The organism is Streptomonospora halophila (assembly GCF_039542725.1).
In the GTDB taxonomy this organism is placed as follows: Bacteria; Actinomycetota; Actinomycetes; order Streptosporangiales; family Streptosporangiaceae; genus Streptomonospora; species Streptomonospora halophila.
In genome coordinates, this window is the sequence record NZ_BAABIK010000028.1 from 1 (window position 1) to 16,650 (window position 16,650).

At 75.3% G+C, this 16,650-nt stretch carries 15 protein-coding genes; 6 read left to right on the forward strand and 9 right to left on the reverse strand.

Annotated features, from left to right (window positions below):
* Positions 1-115: 115 nt before the first annotated feature.
* The 6 genes from ABEA15_RS20365 to ABEA15_RS20390 form a co-directional block, all read right to left on the reverse strand.
* Positions 116-718, reverse strand: a complete 603-nt coding sequence (locus ABEA15_RS20365) for a M48 metallopeptidase family protein (RefSeq protein ID WP_344141753.1) — start codon at positions 716-718, stop codon at positions 116-118.
* A 237-nt stretch (positions 719-955) separates the two neighbouring features.
* Entirely contained in the window at positions 956-1,114 is a 159-nt protein-coding gene (locus tag ABEA15_RS20370; protein WP_344141754.1) for a hypothetical protein, read from the reverse strand.
* Between the two features lie 86 nt (positions 1,115-1,200).
* Positions 1,201-1,479: a WhiB family transcriptional regulator gene (locus ABEA15_RS20375; RefSeq protein ID WP_344141755.1), complete on the reverse strand. Its 279-nt coding sequence runs from the start codon at positions 1,477-1,479 to the stop codon at positions 1,201-1,203.
* Positions 1,480-1,681: 202 nt separating this feature from the next.
* Positions 1,682-1,963 (reverse strand): hypothetical protein, encoded by a 282-nt coding sequence (locus tag ABEA15_RS20380; RefSeq protein WP_344141756.1) that lies wholly within the window; start codon positions 1,961-1,963, stop codon positions 1,682-1,684.
* Between the two features lie 270 nt (positions 1,964-2,233).
* Entirely contained in the window at positions 2,234-3,163 is a 930-nt protein-coding gene (locus tag ABEA15_RS20385; RefSeq protein ID WP_345558301.1) for an acyl-CoA thioesterase, read from the reverse strand.
* Positions 3,135-5,237: an ATP-dependent DNA helicase UvrD2 gene (locus ABEA15_RS20390; RefSeq protein WP_345558303.1), complete on the reverse strand. Its 2,103-nt coding sequence runs from the start codon at positions 5,235-5,237 to the stop codon at positions 3,135-3,137. The genes ABEA15_RS20385 and ABEA15_RS20390 overlap by 29 nt, the downstream gene beginning before the upstream one ends.
* A gap of 422 nt (positions 5,238-5,659) precedes the next feature.
* Between ABEA15_RS20390 and ABEA15_RS20395 the strand changes: the two genes are divergently transcribed.
* Positions 5,660-5,923 (forward strand): mycoredoxin, encoded by a 264-nt coding sequence (locus tag ABEA15_RS20395; protein WP_344141760.1) that lies wholly within the window; start codon positions 5,660-5,662, stop codon positions 5,921-5,923.
* A gap of 72 nt (positions 5,924-5,995) precedes the next feature.
* Positions 5,996-6,508 (forward strand): ANTAR domain-containing protein, encoded by a 513-nt coding sequence (locus ABEA15_RS20400; protein ID WP_425579419.1) that lies wholly within the window; start codon positions 5,996-5,998, stop codon positions 6,506-6,508.
* Between the two features lie 170 nt (positions 6,509-6,678).
* Here the strand turns inward: ABEA15_RS20400 and nudC are convergent, their stop codons facing one another.
* Positions 6,679-7,644 (reverse strand): NAD(+) diphosphatase, encoded by a 966-nt coding sequence (gene nudC / locus ABEA15_RS20405; protein ID WP_345558307.1) that lies wholly within the window; start codon positions 7,642-7,644, stop codon positions 6,679-6,681.
* 134 nt (positions 7,645-7,778) lie between these two features.
* Positions 7,779-9,161 (reverse strand): M20/M25/M40 family metallo-hydrolase, encoded by a 1,383-nt coding sequence (locus tag ABEA15_RS20410; RefSeq protein WP_345558309.1) that lies wholly within the window; start codon positions 9,159-9,161, stop codon positions 7,779-7,781.
* 387 nt (positions 9,162-9,548) lie between these two features.
* Here ABEA15_RS20410 and ABEA15_RS20415 point away from each other — a divergent pair, with 387 nt between their 5' ends.
* The 4 genes from ABEA15_RS20415 (at position 9,549) to ABEA15_RS20430 (ending at position 15,163) form a co-directional block, all read left to right on the forward strand.
* Positions 9,549-12,062 carry a histidine kinase gene (locus tag ABEA15_RS20415; protein ID WP_345558311.1) on the forward strand — a complete coding sequence of 838 codons (2,514 nt, stop codon included), beginning with the start codon at positions 9,549-9,551 and terminating at the stop codon, positions 12,060-12,062.
* Positions 12,063-12,072: 10 nt separating this feature from the next.
* Entirely contained in the window at positions 12,073-12,729 is a 657-nt protein-coding gene (locus ABEA15_RS20420) for a response regulator (RefSeq protein WP_344141767.1), read from the forward strand.
* Positions 12,730-12,956: 227 nt separating this feature from the next.
* Entirely contained in the window at positions 12,957-13,808 is an 852-nt protein-coding gene (locus ABEA15_RS20425) for an alpha/beta hydrolase (RefSeq protein WP_345558313.1), read from the forward strand.
* Complete coding sequence (locus tag ABEA15_RS20430; protein WP_345558315.1) at positions 13,805-15,163, forward strand: acyltransferase family protein; 1,359 nt, start codon at positions 13,805-13,807, stop codon at positions 15,161-15,163. The genes ABEA15_RS20425 and ABEA15_RS20430 overlap by 4 nt, the downstream gene beginning before the upstream one ends.
* Positions 15,164-15,745: 582 nt before the next feature.
* Here ABEA15_RS20430 and ABEA15_RS20435 read toward each other — a convergent pair.
* Positions 15,746-16,639, reverse strand: a complete 894-nt coding sequence (locus tag ABEA15_RS20435; RefSeq protein ID WP_345558317.1) for an alpha/beta fold hydrolase — start codon at positions 16,637-16,639, stop codon at positions 15,746-15,748.
* Positions 16,640-16,650: the final 11 nt, after the last annotated feature.

Consider the following 16,650-nt stretch of genomic DNA (forward strand, 5'->3'; position numbering starts at 1 on the left):
AGCGGATGGTGCCACGCGTCTGCGGCGCGCGGCGGGTTTCGGCGGGCGGACCCGCTCGCCGCACCGCGCCGCGAAGCCGCGGCTCCGGGCGACCGGTACGGCTGCGGCGGCGGCCTCAGGCGCTGTCGGAGTCGAGACGGTCCGACTCGGCGCCCTCGGCCTCGCCGACCTCGTCGACGTCGTCCTCCTCGCCGATCTCACCGCTGTCGCCGGCGTCCAGGCGCGGCGCCGCGCTGACGCCCTCGAGGTAGCCGCGGGCGCGCTCGGCCTTGGGATAGCGGTGCACCAGGTCCCAGAACTCCTGGCCGTGGTGCGGGATGATCAGGTGCACGAGCTCGTGCAGCAGCACGTAGTCGACCACCCAGGACGGCATGCCGGAGAGCCGCCGCGACAGCCGGACGGAGCCGTTCTCGGGGGTGCAGGAGCCCCAGCGGGTCTGCTGGTTGTCGACCCAGCGCACGCTCGCGGGGCGGGCCAGGCCCTCAAGGTAGCGGTCGGCGAGGTCGAGCGCACGGGTCAGCAGTGAGTCGTCGTCGGGACGGCGGCGCTCCTCGCGTGCCTCAAGACGCTCCAGCATGCGGTCGACCCAGCGCTTCTCTTCGGCGCGGGAGAACGTGGCGGGGACGAGGACGACCGTCTTGTCCCCGTCGCGATAGGCCGAGACCGTGCGTCGTCGGCGGGGACTTCGGCGTACCTCGACCTTGGTGTTCTGAGGCACAGCTTCACGTTAGCTCAGAGGGGCCGGACGCCACAGGGCCGTGTTGCGACTTTTTGCTCCTTATCGGAAGCGATCGCCCGGTCTGTGCCCCTGCTGCGGGCGGGGAACCTAGCGCAGTCGGCGGTGACCTGCGGCACGCTCCCGTAAAACCAGGTGACCGGTTGTGGCCAGCGCAGACCTCGCCGGAGCGGGCGGTGCGGGGCCGGTCCGGCGCGGACCGGCCCCGCACAGGTCAGGTCAACTTAGGCGTGACCACGGCAGTTCCATGAGAAGCCGCTCGGCGCGCTCGCGCTCGCGCCGGACGGCGCGCAGCCGGCGGGCCGCAAGCAGGAGGCGCTGCCGCTCGCGCCGCTGGTCGACGTTCATCTGCAGGTTGACGAGCTCGAAGAGCAGCATCGTCGGGGTGTCCTTCCGGGAGCTGGTGCTGTTTATCGGGGGTCGGATTCGTTCGAGGACCGCGGGCGGCGGGCCGCGGCGGCCGGTCAGGCCGCCACGGGCTCGGCGTTCTTCCGGGGGCGGCCGCGCGGGCGCTTGCGCTCCACGACCTTGCCGGAGACGAGCAGCTCGCCGCCCCAGACTCCCCACGGCTCCCTGCGCTCAAGGGCCTCGGCCAGGCACTGCTCGCGGACCGGGCAGTCCTGGCAGATGGCCTTGGCCGCCTCGACGTCCGCCGGTGCCTCGGCGAAGAAGAGGTCGGGCTCCTGCCTGCAGGGGATCTCGATCTCGCCGAAACTCGACGTCTCCAGGACCGACGCAAGCATCGGTGTCCTCCCTGATCTGTGGTGTCGAACGCGGTTGGCGGCTACTTGGGCCGGACGTTTGTCCGGCTGCGGGGCCAAGACCTGCGATCGGCGGGAGACACTCCTGCCCCTTCGAGAAGGGTGGTCTCCGCTGAAGATCAAAATGGCCGCGGCCCCTGTGTGGGGTCCGCGGCCACGGGGAAGACACCCGGCCGTCGTACTGCTAGGCCGGAATGCCCCGTGGACACTCCCCCACCACGCCCTTGGGGCGCTGGGTTGCTGCTGCGAACTCGGATTCCAGTCGGCTGAGATCCGCGGTGCGGGCGAGGCGGGCATAGCCGTGCCCCCGCTCGGTACCGGGACGCGTCAGCCGGGCGTTCGCCGAAGAGACGCCCTGGACGCCGACCGGACGCGGCCGACCGCATGCGGCGCCGTTGCGCACGGTGTCCCAGGACATGGCGACGAACTCGCCGGAAACGGCGAAGGAACCGATGGCGATGCTCATGATCATTAGATGGGACACCTCCCTTCCGGGTCGGGCAGCGGACTCTCGTCCACGGCCTGCGCGGGCGCTGACGGAGTCAAGACTATGGCGGGGCCGTGAGAGCCGGCAACCAATTTTTGACCAGGTGTTTCGTCCGGACTCGGCCAGCCGGGAGCGGGAATTGCGGCGGCCGGGAAAGCGTTGCACGCGCCTCGCCGCGGGCCCGGACCGCGCGCCCGGAGGACGCGCGGTCCTGCGCCCGCAACGCGGAGGGAGCGGGGCGGGGCGGGCTCAGAACCCGCCGGATTCCCCTGTGTCGACCACCCGCAGCAGGCCCTCCTGCACGACCGAGCACACCAGGTCGCCCTCGCGGGTGAACACCAGTCCCCGCGCCAGCCCGCGCGCGCCTCCGGCGGTGGGGGTCTCCTGTGCGTAGAGCAGCCACTCGTCGGCGCGGAACGGCCGGTGGAACCACATGGCGTGGTCGAGGCTGGCCATGGAGATCCCGGAGAACGTGCGCCCGTGCCGCAGCAGCACCGTGTCCAGCAGCGTCATGTCCGAGGCGTAGGTCATCAGGCAGACGTGCAGCATGGGGTCGTCGGGCAGGCTGCCGCCCACCCTCAGCCACACGAGGTTGTCGGTGGTGCTGAGGCCGGGGTCGCGCTCGACCTCGAACGACAGGGGTCCGACCGGCCGCATCTCGATCGGGTGCCAGCTCGCGAAGCGCGGCACCCTGCCGAAAGCGCTGTAGAGCCGCTCGCGCATGGTCGGCAGCTCCTCGGGGCCCGGCGCATCGGGCATGGCCACCCGGTGCTCCAGGCCGGGTTCGTCGGCGTGGAACGACGCCGAGAGCGTGAAGATCGCCTTGCCGTGCTGGATCGCGGTGACGCGCCGGGTCGTGAACGAGCGGCCGTCGCGCACCCGGTCGACGTCGTAGACGATGGGCACCGCGGGGTCGCCCGGCCGGATGAAGTAGGCGTGCAGCGAGTGCACGCGGCGGTCGGCCGGCAGCGTCCGGCCCGCGGCGACCAGGGCCTGGCCGGCGACCTGCCCGCCGAAGACGCGCTGCGGCCCGCCGTCGGGGCTGCGCCCGCGAAAGATGTTGTCCTCGATGCGCTCCAGGTCGAGGATCTCCAGCAGCCCGGCGACGCTCTGGCCCGGCTGGTCCGACTGGCCGGGAGGCTCGGCGGTGTCAGTCGGCCTGCTCTGTCCGTCCCCCATGGGGCACCCCTCCTCGGTCTTCGGCGGCGGGCTCCTCACCTGCGCACAGGGCCAGCACCGCCTCACCGTAGCGCTCCAGCTTGACCGCCCCCACGCCGGATATGCGGGAGAGCCGGGCGATGTCGGCGGGAACGTGCTCGGCGATGGCCTGCAGGGTGGCGTCGGTGAAGACCACGTAGGCCGGGACCTTCTGCTGCTCGGCCGCCTCGCGCCGCCATGCCTTGAGGCGCTCCAGCAGCTCCTCGTCGTAGTCGGCGGGGCAGTCGCCGCACCGGGCGAGCTTGCGTTCGGCGGCCTCGGTGAGGGTGTTCCCGCAGATCCGGCACCGCACCACCTTGGCCTGCCTGCGGTTGTCGCGGCCGGCCAGCGACGGCGAGGCCGGGCGCAGGCCGTCGAGGAAGCGCGAGGGCTTGCGGCTCTTGCGGCCGCCGGGCGAGCGCGACAGCGACCACGACAGCGACAGGTGCTCGCGGGCGCGGGTGACGCCGACGTAGAACAGCCGGCGCTCCTCCTCGACCTGCTCGGTGGACTCGGCGAAGACGATCGGCATGAGCCCTTCGGTCAGCCCGACCAGGAACACCGCGTCCCACTCCAGACCTTTGGCCGAGTGCAGGCTCGCCAGGGTCACGCCCTCGTACTCGGGCGCGTGCTCGGTGGCGACGCGGGCGTCCAGCTCCTCGGCGAAGTCGTCCATGGTGGCGCCGGGCCGGGCGGCGGCGACGTCCTCGGCCAGCTGGGCCAGCGCCGCCAGCGACTCCCATCGCTCGCGCGCCTGCCGGCCCTCCGGCGGCTCGGGGGCCAGCCCGAGGGGGGCGAGGATGTCGCGCACCGTCTGCACCAGGGGGTCGGACCCCGCGCCCTGGCGCGCGCCCCGCAGGGTGTGCACGGCCTGGCGGATCTCGGGGCGCTCGAAGAACCGGGTGGCGCCGCGCACGGTGTAGGCCACCCCGGCGTCGGCGAGCGCCTGCTCGTAGGCCGCCGACTGGGCGTTGGTGCGGAAGAGCACCGCGATCTCGCGCGCCGGGGTGCCGGCGTCGATCAGCGCCGCGATCTTGCGGGCCACGGACGTGGCCTCGGCCGGTTCGTCGTCGTACTCGGTGTAGAGGGGGTCGGGGCCGTCGGGGCGCTGGGCCACGAGCTCCAGGCGGTGCTCGGCCGCCGCGCCGCGGGCGTGCTTGAGCGCGCCGTTGGCCACCCGCACCACCTGGGGGGTGGAGCGGTAGTCGCGCACCAGCCGCACGACCGTGGAGTGCGGGTAGGCGGCGGAGAAGCCCGTGAGGTAGCCGGGGGTGGCTCCCGCGAAGGAGTAGATGGTCTGGTTGGGGTCGCCCACCACGCAGACGTCGTCGCGGTCGCCCAGCCAGGCGTCCAGCAGCAGTTTCTGCAGCGGGTTGACGTCCTGGAACTCGTCGACGACGAAGTAGCGGTACTGGTCGCGGACGCGGTCGGCGATCTGCGGGTGCTCGGCGATCATCGCCGCGGTCAGCTCCAGCATCGACTCGAAGTCGAGCAGGTTGCGGTCGCGGCACCGCTCCTCGTAGGCCTCGTAGGCCCGCGCGACGTCGTGGACGGGCATGGGGGCGGTGCGCCCCGCTTTGACGATGGACTTCTCGTAGTCGGAGGGGCGCACCTGGGTGGACTTGGACCACTCGATCTCGCCGGCCAGGTCGCGCAGGCCGGTCCGGTCGAGCTGGAGCCCGCAGGCGTGCGCCGCCCGGGCGACCTCCTGGATCTTGCTCTCGATCAGGGAGGGCATCGGACCGCCGATCGCCTGCGGCCAGAAGTAGGAGAGCTGGCGCACCGCCGCGGAGTGGAAGGTGCGCGCCTGCACCCGCGGGGCGCCCAGCGAGCGCAGCCGCCCGCGCATCTCGCCGGCGGCGCGGGTGGTGAAGGTCACCGCGAGGATCTGCTGCTCGGTGACAACGCCGGCGGCGACCGCGTGCGCGATGCGATGGGTGATGGCGCGTGTTTTGCCGGTCCCGGCCCCCGCCAGGATGCACACGGGGCCGCGCAGCGCGCGCGCCGCCTCCAGCTGTTCGGGGTCGAGTCCCTCCAGCACGCGGTCCGGGTCCATGCTTGCGCCTCCATTCCGCTGCGGCTCCGGCGCCGGAGCCGCCGGGCGGGCCGTGGGGTTCGGTTCGCGTCGGCTCCGTTCGCTGCGGCCACATCCGGCCGCGCCGAGCACATCCGCCCGCTCAGTCTCTCAAGTCTCAGGCCCCGGGCGCGCACGGCCAAGCCCGACCTGCCTGCTGTGGAGGGGAATCGCGGGCGTCCTCGACCGCGCCGAGGGCGTCGGCGCAGGTCGCCGCAGCCCTGCAGCGGACCGCGGGACTTTCGGAACCGGTGTGTGCCCTTGAGCGTCCCACCCGCACTGACACGAAGCGGCGCCGGGAAGCTCCGCGGGGCGCGCGGCGTTGGAAAGGATCGGCGTTCCACGTCGCGTTCCGCGGGCCCGAACTGTCGGGACCTGCCCCTACGGTCGAAGGAGAAGTTGCGATGACCACCCAGAACGGCGGTCCGATCACGATGTACACCACGCCCTGGTGCGGCTTCTGCAAGCGGTTGAAGAGCCAGCTCTCGCGCGAGGGCATCGGGGTCGACGAGGTGGACATCGAGCGGGAGCCCGATGCCGCCGAGTACGTCATGCGGGTCAACGGCGGCAACCAGACGGTTCCGACGCTGGTCTTCGCCGACGGCTCGGCGATGACCAACCCGTCGCTGGCCCAGGTCAAGGAGAAGCTCGCGGCGTCGGTCTCGTGACCGCCCGGCGCCCTGCGCCGGGCCGCCGCCAATGCGGGCGGCGGCCGCCGCCCTGCACGGGGGAGTGAGGATATGGGGAAAGACGTGACGTCGAACAGCGCCGCCGGCGCGGCGGCCGCCGAGGCGGCCGTGGCCGGCGTGATCCGGCGGACCTCCGGCGGATGGCGGGTGCACAACGGCGAGGAGCTGCCCGAGCTGCTCAACGCCATGGTGCTCGCCGACCTTCTGGCCGCCGACGAGCAGCCGCGCGGATCGGCGCCCGCTCCCCCGCGCGCATCCGGCGGCGACGGTGACGGAGACGGGGACGAGCAGGCGCGCCTGCGGCTGACCGTCGCGCAGCTGGAGCACGCGCTGCACACCCGCGTCGTCACCGAGCAGGCCATCGGCGTCCTCTCCGAGCGCCACGGGATGACCCCGCGCAAGGCCTTCGAACTGCTGCGATCGGCGTCGCGCTCCCGCGGCCGCAAGGTCGCCGAGATGGCCCGCGAAGTGGTGACCAGCTCCACCAACCCCCTGACCGCCCTGCCCGTCGAGCTCGCCGCCGAGGGCGCCGCCGCACAGGCCGCCCCGCGCCGCGGCGGCTGATACGGCCGACATCGGCACCTCGCCTGGCCGCCGCGGCGCACCGTGCCGGAGACCGCCGGATTCCGGCGCCGCGCGCCGGCACCGGCGGGCCGCACCGCGGCCGCGGCGGGACGGGTCGGCCCGCCTCCGCATGAGCGTCGCGCGACCGCCGCGTGCCGCGGGGGCCGCGCCTACCACTCCCCGGGCAGGCGGCCGCCGTACCAGTGCTCGATGAGCTTGCGCGCGATGGAGACCGAGCCCGGCAGCAGGACCTCGCCCGACTCCACGGCCTCGCGCAGGGCCGGGCGGGTGAACCAGCGGACGTCGGAGATCTCCTGGTCGTCGGTGCGCTCGGCCTTCCCCGTGGCACGGGCCGTGTAGCCCAGCATCAGGCTGCGCGGGAACGGCCAGGGCTGCGACGCCTGGTACCGCGGGTCGGAGACGGCCACGCCGGTCTCCTCGGCGACCTCGCGCACCACGGCCTGCTCCAGCGACTCCCCCGGCTCGACGAACCCGGCCAGCACCGAGTAGCGGCCCTCGGGCCAGCGCGGATTGTGGCCCAGCAGGCATTCCTCGACCCCGCCGACCTCGCGGTGCACCAGCATGATCACGGCCGGGTCCGTGCGGGGGTAGTTCTCCGTGCCCTCGCGGGTGCACACCCGGAGATGGCCGGCTCCGGCAGGCCGGGTTGGGGCTCCGCAGGCCGGGCAGAAGCGGTGCGTGGCGTTCCAGTGGGCCAGCGCGACGGCGTGGGTGAGCAGGCCGGAGTCGCGGTCCCCCAGCAGCGCGCCCGCCTCGCGCAGCGACGCGGGTTCGGCGCCGGGCGGCTGCGGCACCTGCGCGCCCGGCTCGGCGAGGACCGCGAAGTACGCCCGCCCGTCCTCGTCGAGGCCGAGCAGGAACCGCTCGCCCTCCGGCGCCTCAGCGGGCGGGGCGAACGCCAGCCGCGGCCCGTCGTCGCCGGCGACGACCAGGGCGCGCGAGCGGCGGGCCATGCGCGCCTGGCGGCCTTCGTCCGGTGCGCCGTCCTGCAGTACGAGCACGCGCGTCTCGGGATCGGCCCAGGCCTTGTCCAGCCATTCCTCGTCGCCGCGCCGGTGGCCGGCCTGGTCGACGGTGCCGCGGGACAGTGCTGGGATCTCGTCGAAGGAAAGCATCGGCCCTTCTCGTCATCGGGAGGCGGGGACCGGCCCCCGCGGCGCCTCGGTCCGCGCGCCGCGTGCCGGGGCGGGTCGGGAGCCCGGTCGTCGCCGTCCGCGCCCGGCAGGTCCCGCGGGGACGCGCGCGGCACTCACGGTTCGCGCCGTGCCCCCAGTCGGTTCCACAAGTAGGCGGCACTCTCGGCGCCCTTGAGCAGAAGGGGGACCTCGACCTTCTCGTTGGGCGCGTGGATGCGGTCCTCGTCGAGCCCGACGGCGAGGAAGACCAGCGGCGCACCGAGGATATCGGCGATGTCGGCCTCGGGACCGCTGCCGCCCTCGCGGGTGAACAGCACCTCGGTGCCGAACGCCTCCTCCATCGCGGAGCGCGCCGCCCGGACCGCCGGCGAGCCGATGTCGGAGGCGCAGGCGCGCACGCCGGGACCGCCGAAGGCGACCTCGGCGCCGAGTTCCGCGGGCACGCGGTCGGCGACGAACGCGCGCACCCGCTCCTGCACGTGCGCGGGCTCCTGGCCGGGCACCAGCCGGAAGCTGACCTTGGCGTGCGCCGAACGGGGCACGATCGTCTTGGTGCCCGCGCCGGTGTGGCCGCTCCACATCCCGTTGATCTCGGCGGTGGGCCGCACCCAGAGGCGCTCCAGAACGCTGTAGCCCTCCTCGCCGGCGGCCACCGGGCTGCCGGCGGTGCGCAGCCACTCGGCCTCGTCGAAGGGCAGCTTGGCGAGGAGGGCGCGCTCCTCGTCGCTGATCTCGGCGACACCGTCGTAGAAGCCGGGCACGGCGACCCTCCCCCGGTCGTCGTGCAGACCGGCGAGCAGGCCGGCCAGCACACGGGCGGGGTTGGGGACCGCTCCGCCGAAGGAGCCGCTGTGCACGTCGGTGTCGGGACCGGTGACGGTGATCTCGCAGTCGGTGAGCCCGCGCATGCCCACGCACATCGAGGGGACCTCGGCCGACCACATGGTGGTGTCGGAGATCACCGCGACGTCGCAGGCCAGGCGGTCGCGGTTGCGTTCGAGCAGCGCGGCGAAGTGCGGCGAGCCGGACTCCTCCTCTCCCTCGACGAGCATCCGCAGCGTCACCGGCGGCGCGCTCGCGCCGGATGCGGCCAGACCGGCTTCCACGCCCAACGCGTGGAAGAGGACCTGGCCCTTGTCGTCGGAGGCGCCGCGTCCGGTCAGCCGGTCGCCGTGCTCCTCGGCGGCGAAGGGATCGGTGTCCCACCCGTCCGCCACGCGCGCCGGCTGCACGTCGTGGTGGCCGTAGACCAGGACGACGGGCGCGCCGGGGTGGGCGGCCGGCCACTCGGCGAAGACGGCGGGCATGCCGCCGGTCTCCCAGATCTCCGCAGTGGGGAACCCGGTGTCCGCGAGGCGGTCGCGCAGCCACTCCGCTGAGCGGCGCACGTCGCCGCGGTGGTCGGGATCAGCGGAGACGGACGGGATCGCGACCCATTCCTTGAGCGCGGCGACGAACTCTCCGCGGTGCTCCTCGATGTAACCGCGCACGTCCATTCCCGACCGCTTCCCTTCCCTCGACCTGCGTTGGCGGCGGATCCGCTGATCCGAGCCTAGCCCCCGCGGGGACCCGCCGGCGGCGGGACGCTGAGGGGCGCGGAGGGCGGCATCGGCCGCGGCGGCGGTCGGGGCGGGGATGCGGAGTCGCGGGCGAGGCGCCGCGGTCTTGCGGGGCGCCTCCTCGGACGGTTCCCGGCGTCCGCCCGCCCGGCCCCGCGCCCGCTCGGCCCGCCTCGCCCGATACCCGGGAGCCACGGCGACGTGATACCTCGGCACCATGCCCGAGACGCATTCGGCGGCCTAGAGTTGCGGTGAGCCGACCGCGGCCTTCGTCACCATCGGCGCGGATCGGCCCCGGTACCAGGTCTCGACAGTGGGCGGGGAATGTCCGACGAAGAGCGCTCGGCCGATGCCGGCGCACAGCCCCGGCAGAGGGGTCCGAGTACCGCGGGAGGCGGCCGGACGTTCGTGGCCGGGCTCCTGGACGCGGTGTGGTGGCGGCCGAGCGCCGTCCCGAGGTGGCTGCCCGCAGGCGCCCCCGGCCCCGCCGCCGAACCTCCGCTGCTGGGCGGGGTGTGCGCCGGGATCGCCGCACGCAGCGGCCGCTCGGCCGCAGAGGTGCGGCGGCGCTTCACCCGGCTGGTGGTGCCCCTGCTCGCGTACCCGGTGCTGTGGCTGGTGCGGATCGCCGAGCGGCCCGACGCCGAGGGACGCGAGCGGTTCGACGGGATCCTCTTCGCGGCCGCGGCCGCGCTCGGCGTCTCCGCGGTGAGCGCCCTGCATCTGAGCGCCTACAGCGCCGGCGGTTTCGTCCCCGCCGCCCTCGGCGCCGCGCTCGGCGCGCCGCTGCTCGCCCTGCGGACCTCCGTGCTGCTGGTCTGGCGGTGGATGACGGGGGCGCTGCTGCTGACGTCGCTGGTGTACGGGCTGGGCTCCGCACCGTTCCCCGCCGCCGCCGCGCTGTCCTATCTGGTCGTGCTGTTCCTCATCGGAACCCAGTACGCCCGCCCGGTGGTGGCCGCGGTCGGCGCGTGTACGGCGGCGACGGCGGTCGCGGCCGCGACGATCATGTCGGTTCCGGGGGCGGGGCCGTGGTCCGCGGCCGTCGCGGCCGCAGCCCTCCTGCTCGGTGACAACGTGCGGATGCGCCGCGAGTACGCCGGCCGCCTGCAGCGCGCGGTCGGCGCCGTGCGCGGCTCCGGCGCGGCGACCGCCGATGCCTCGCCGCGGGGCGCCGCCGGAAGCGCGGCCCCCGCGGCCCCCGCCTCCGCCTCACCCGCGCTCAACGGCGGTTCCGCCGAGGGCGGCGACCGCCCCCAGGCGCGCCGCCCGGCCGGCGCGCTGGACCCCGCGTGGGCCGTCCGCGCCGTGGCCGACGCACTCTGGCGCACACCCGGGGAGCGGCCCCAGGGCCCGCTGCGGCTGCTCCACGGAGCGGTCCGCCCCTCCGACGGCCGGATCGTCGCGGGCGTGTGCGCGGCGTTCGCACACGGGTCCCAGCCGATGGCGGTCACCCTGCGCGTGCTGTTCGCGGTGGTCGCCTTCCCGCTGGGCATACCCGTCTACCTGCTGCTGTGGACAGTCCTGCCGCGCGAGGGCGAGGTTCCCGACGACGACGGCGAAGGCCCGCTGCCGCCGGTCCTGCCCCGCGAGGCGACGGCGTGGTTCCTGCTGCTCGGGGCCGGCGTGGCAATCTCGGCCCTGGCCGCCGTGCAGCTGGTGCAGTTCCACGGCCTCGACCCGATGGCCGCGGTCCCCCTGGGCATCGCGCTCGGCCTCCCGTTCGCGCTGCTTCCGGTCGCCCCCCTGCTGACGTGGCGTATCACGGCGGCCGGGCTGTTCGCCTCCCTGTTCGCGATCGCGCTCCTGTCACCCCCGGTGTTCGGGGGCAGCGGGGTGCCGCAGAGCTTCTGGCCCTGGCCGATCGCTACGCTGGTCTCGCTTCCCGTCGTGCTTTACGCGGTCGCCGTCACCTACCCGGGACGCACCGCCGCCGGGGTCGGCGTAGTCACCGTCGCCGACATCGCCGCCGCCTCCGTGCTCGTGGGCACCCCCTTGGGGCAGACGCTCTGGGTCGCCGCGATCGCGCCGGCGGTGCTGCTGTTCGGCTACAACGTGCGCAGCCGGCGCGCGGCGCAGCGCCAGCTCGCGCAGGAGAGCGCCCTGCGCCGGCGCGACCGCGCCCGCCAGGCGGTCCTGGAGGAGCGTTCGCGGATCGCGCGCGAACTGCACGACGTGGTGTCCCACCACATGTCGATGATCGCCATCCAGGCCGACGCCGCGCCCTACAAGTTCACCGACCTGGGACAGGGGCCCGCCGCGACCTTCACCACCATCCGCGACGCCGCCCGCGATGCCCTGGCGGAGATGCGGCGCGTGGTGGGGCTGCTCCGCGAGGAGGACGACGTGCCCGAGGGCGCTCCGCAGCCGGGGCTCGGGCTCCTGCCCGAGCTGTTGGAGAACGCCCGCAGGGCCGCCATGGACGTCACGCTGGAGGGCGGCCCCGACGTGGCGCGCGACGCCGCCCGCGGTCTCCCGGACGCGGTGGACCTGTCCGCCTACCGGATCGTGCAGGAGTCGGTGAGCAACGCGGGCCGGCACGCGCCGGGTGCGCCGGTGACCGTCGCACTGTCGCGCACCGCCGAGGCGCTCACGGTGCGCGTGGCCAACGGGCCGCCCGTCCTGGGCGGCGGCGAGGCGGCGGACGGCGCACGCACCGAGCCTCCGCCCGCCACCGTGTTCGACTCCGGCGGGCACGGGCTGATCGGCATGCGCGAGCGCGTGGCGATGCTCGGCGGACGGCTGCGGGCGGCACCCACGGAAAGCGGCGGGTTCGACGTCGTGGCCGAGCTTCCGCTGGACGCCGGGGCGGACGCCGCCCCCGCCGATCCGGAATAGGCTGAGCTCCGTGCCCATCACCGTGATCGTCGCCGACGACCAGGACATGGTCCGGGACGGCATCGCCACCCTGCTCGACGCGGCCGAGGACATCGCCGTGCTGGCCCAGGCCGCCGACGGCGGCGAAGCGGTCGCGCTGGCCCGCAAGCACCGCCCCGACGTGGTGGTGATGGACGTGCGCATGCCCACGATGAACGGGCTCACCGCCACCCGCGAGATCGTCGGCGAGAGCGGCGAGGGGGGTCCCCGGGTGCTCATGCTGACCACCTTCGACCTCGACGAGTACGTCTACGAGGCCCTCGGCGCGGGCGCCAGCGGCTTCCTGCTCAAGGACGCACCGGTGGAGGATCTGCGCGCCGCGGTGCGGGTCGTCGCCGAGGGCGACGCGCTCCTGGCGCCGTCGATCACCCGGCGGCTCATCGCCGACATCGCCCGCGGCCGCCGCGAGAAGGTCCACGCGCGACCGGAGATCGTCGAGACGCTGACCCCGCGCGAGGCCGACGTGCTGCGCTACATCGCCCGCGGCCTCTCGAACTCCGAGATCGCCGCCGAACTGTTCCTCGCCGAGCAGACCGTGAAGACCCACGTCGGCCGCATCCTCACCAAGCTCTCCCTGCGCGACCGCACCCAGGCCGTCGTGTTCGCCTACGAGAACGGGCTGGTGTAGAAGCCGGGCGCACGGGCGCACGGGGGACCCTGCGGCGGACCGCCCCGCCGGGGGCGGTCCGCGCGGCCCGGGACCGCTGACCGCATCCGGCCGCCGAGGCCGCCGCAGTTCTCCGGCAGCCCCTCGCGGACCGCAAAGGCGCCGGCGTGTCACCCGCAGGGACCAGGTTCCGGTTCGCTCTCAGCGGTGACGCGCCTTCGGTAGCCGGATTCGTAGCGTCATGCCCCATGATTCGACGGTTGCCCGCCCTGCTGCTCTGTGCATTGATGGCTTGCGTCGGCCTGGGTTGCGGCGCGCGAGCCGGCGCCGAGGCGAAGGCTCCGCCTCCGGATCCTCTGGAGTACGGCGAGTCGGTGGTGGAGGGCCATCGCATCCTCGCCGAGGACCCCTCCGGCTCCGGGCGCGTGGTGGAGGTGCTGGGCGACCTCGACGGCGCCGAGCACGTCGCCGTGGTCGTCCCCGGGTCCGGTCAGACCCGGGACAACTTCCGCGCGAACCGCGCCAACCCGGGCGCGGTACCGCTGACCAACGGCCGTGCGCTGTACGCAGCCATGCGCGACCGCGCGCCCGCGCGGGCGGCCGCCGTGGTGGTGTGGCTGGGCTACCTGCCGCCCCAGGGCTACGGCCCCGAGCTCGCCGGCATCGTGCGGGCCCGGCGGGGCGCCGAGGCGCTGGTCCGCTTCACGCGCGAGGTCCTGCCCGCCGACGCGCACGTCACCCTCGCCTGCCACAGCTACGGCACCGCCGTGTGCGGCCTGGCCGCCGCCCACGCGGACGTGGCCGACGACGTCGTCGCGCTGGCCTGCCCGGGCATGGGGGTGACCGACGGCGACGCGATCCGCGCGCGGGTGTGGGCCACACGCGCGAGCGACGACTGGATCCGCTGGGTGCCCAGCCTGCGCGCGGGGCCCGTGGGGCTGGGCGCCGACGCCATGGACCCGGATTTCGGCGCCGTCCGCTTCGATCCCGGCGACATCAGCGGCCACACGCAGTACTACCGGCCCGGCAGCGCCGCGCTGGCCGCCACCGCCGCAGTCGCCGTGGGTGAGCGCGCCGCGGTCGGCGGGGAGCGGCCGTGAGCGGCACAGGGGACGGATCGGGCGGTCGCGGCGCGGGGAGGTCGGGGGCCGATGCCCCCGACCGCGCGTCCGCGGGACGTGCGGCCGCCCCCGGCCCGGGCGGCACGGCCGACCGGAGCGCCCGCCGCGGAGCCGGGCCGCTCCGCACGCTGCGCTCGGCCGCGGAGCGCATCGACCGGGCGACTCCGCCGTCGCGCGACCGGGCCGTCGACGGCGTGCGCGCCGCCGCCGTCGTCGGTGTCGTGCTGGGCCACTGGCTGGTGACCGGACTCGTGGCGGCACCGGGCGGGCTGGAGACCGCCAGCCCGCTCGCGGCGATGCCGGGGCTGGCGCCGGCGAGCTGGCTGCTGAACACGCTCGGGCTGTTCTTCTTCGTCGGCGGCTGCGCCGCGGCGCTGGGCCTGTGCCGGTCGCGTGAACGCGGGGAGGGGTACGCGCACTGGATACGGGCGCGCTCGGCGCGGCTCGCCCGCCCCGTACTGGTCGTCACCGCCGCGTGGGGCGCGGTGCTCGCGGCGGGGCCGACGCTCGGCGTGCCCGAGGAGACCCTGCGCACCGGCGCCCTGCTGACCGTGCAGCCGCTGTGGTTCGTGGCCGTCTACGCGGTGACGACGGCGCTGACCCCGGTGGCGCTCGCCGCCGACCGGCGCTGGGGCGCGGCGGCGGCGCTCCCGCCCGCGGCGGTCGTGGCGGCCGTCGACCTGGCGCGGTACGGGCCGTGGGCTCCGGCGGTCCCCGACTGGGCCGGGTACGCCAACGTGCTGCCCGTGTGGCTGTTCGCCTACCAGCTCGGCGTCGCCTGGGCCGGCGGGCGCCTGCGCCGGCCGCCCGGGCTCCTGCTGCTGGTCGGCGGAGCGCTGGGGGTGGCCGCGCTGGTGTGCGCCGGGTACCCGGTGAGCGCGGTGGGGGTCCCCGGCGCCGACCGGTCGAACTCGGCGCCGCCCTCGCTGCTGCTGTCGGCGCTGGCGGCGGCCCAGATCGGCGCGGCGGTACTGCTGCGCGCACCGCTGGAGCGCCTGCTGCGCCGTCCCCTCGCCTGGGCGGCGGTCGCCGGGCTCAACCTGTGCGCGCTGACCGTCTTCTGCTGGCACCTCACGGCCCTGCTGCTGGTGGCCGCCGCGGGGTCGGTGTGGGGACCGGTCCCCGGCCTCACCGACCCGCCGGGCGATCCGGCGTGGGCGGCCTGGCGCCTGGCCTGGATCGCGCCCGCGGCCGCGGTCCTGGCCGCTGTCACGGCGGTGGCGCGCCGGTTCGAGGGGCCCTGGTCGGACACGGTGCTGGGCACTCCTGTGGGGCGCGCGGCCGCCGGCCTCGGAGCGGCCGCCTTCGCGGTCGGGACGGCGCTGCTGCTCTGACCCCGCCCGAAGCCGCGCGCCCGGCCGCGAGCCGCGGCGAGCGGGCACGGGCACCGGCCGAGTGCGCGGATCCGCTCGTCGGTGGAGTTCGCCGCGGACGCCGCCGCATCCGCCGTGCACTCCTGCGCGGTGGCGCTCACGCGGCCGACCGGTCCGGCCGAGACCGTCCGGCTGACGTCGGGGGTCGCGGTGACGGCGGCGCCGAATGGGTGCCGGCCCGGGTCGCCGACGTCAAGCACACCGACGGGCCGCGCGTTCGCGGTGGTGGACGGCGCGGAGCCGCCGGCCCGCACCGCCGACGCGCCCTCCGGGGTGGCCGTCGCCCCCGCGAACGGGTCCCGGCCCCTGCCCCGGCGGCGTCCCGAGCGCGCCCCCGAGGTGGTCACCGTGGCCTGCCGGGACGCCTCAAGCCGGCGGATCCCCGGTCGAGGACGCCCCGATCGACCGCCTGCGCGTGGACGACGTGCTCGCGTTCCCCGGCGCGGCCGGGTCCTTCGCGGCCGCGCCGCCGACCCGCTGCGTCCCGGCGTGAGGTGGTGCCCGGTGCGCCGCAGCCCGCCGCCGGCTCCGCCAGCGCCGCAATCAGGCTTGGGACAGGACCCGCCGCAGGGTGGCGGCGAACGCCTCGGGCTCGCCCTCCATGCCGAACTCCCCGGACATGAAACCGCCGTGGTGGCTGGGGAACATGACCGGCTCGGCGCCCAGGCGCGCCGCGACGGCGATCGCGGCGCGACCGGGCATCGCGGCCGCGGACTCCCGCCCCGCCGCGACGACGATCCGCGTCGGCGCGGCGGCCAGCGCGTCGTAGTCGAGCCGGTGGGCGGGGCTGTTCCGGATGTTCTGGCCCAGCAGCGGGTCGTCCCGGGAGCCGTCGTCCTCGGTGGGCAGCCCGAACAGGGCCGGGTCGGGTGCGGGCCGCTGGGCGAAGTCGTCGGGCAGCGGACCCTCGTGCTGCACCAAGGCGATGAACTTGGCCATCGCCGGGCCCATCCCGCTGCGCTGGTAGGTGTCGTGGATGTCCTCGCAGACCGCCGCGACCACCGCGCGGTCCGGCAGGACCTCGACCACCGGCGGCTCGTGGGCAACCAGCGTGCGCACCCGCTCGGGGTGCCGCGACACCAGGACGAGGGCGTTGAGCGCGCCGCCGCTGCTGCCGAACAGGTCCACCCGGTCGGCGCCGAGCGCCTCGATCACCAGGCGCAGGTCCTCGGCGTGCTCCTCGGGGCGCGTCTCGGCGGCGCCGTCCGTCCGGACGCTGCGCCCCGCGCCGCGCGGGTCGTAGGTCACGACCGGGCGGTCGCCGAAGTATCCCGCCAGCGTGGCGAACCCGCTCGCATCCATCGGCGAGCCGACCATCATGAGAACAGGGGCGTCGGCGGTCGCCCGGCTCAGGTCGCCGCGCACGTCGTAGTGGATGGTCGCGCCGGGGGCCTCGACCGTGGCGGTCACGGGCTCGCGGGTCGTCAGTTCGGTCATGGCGCTGCTCC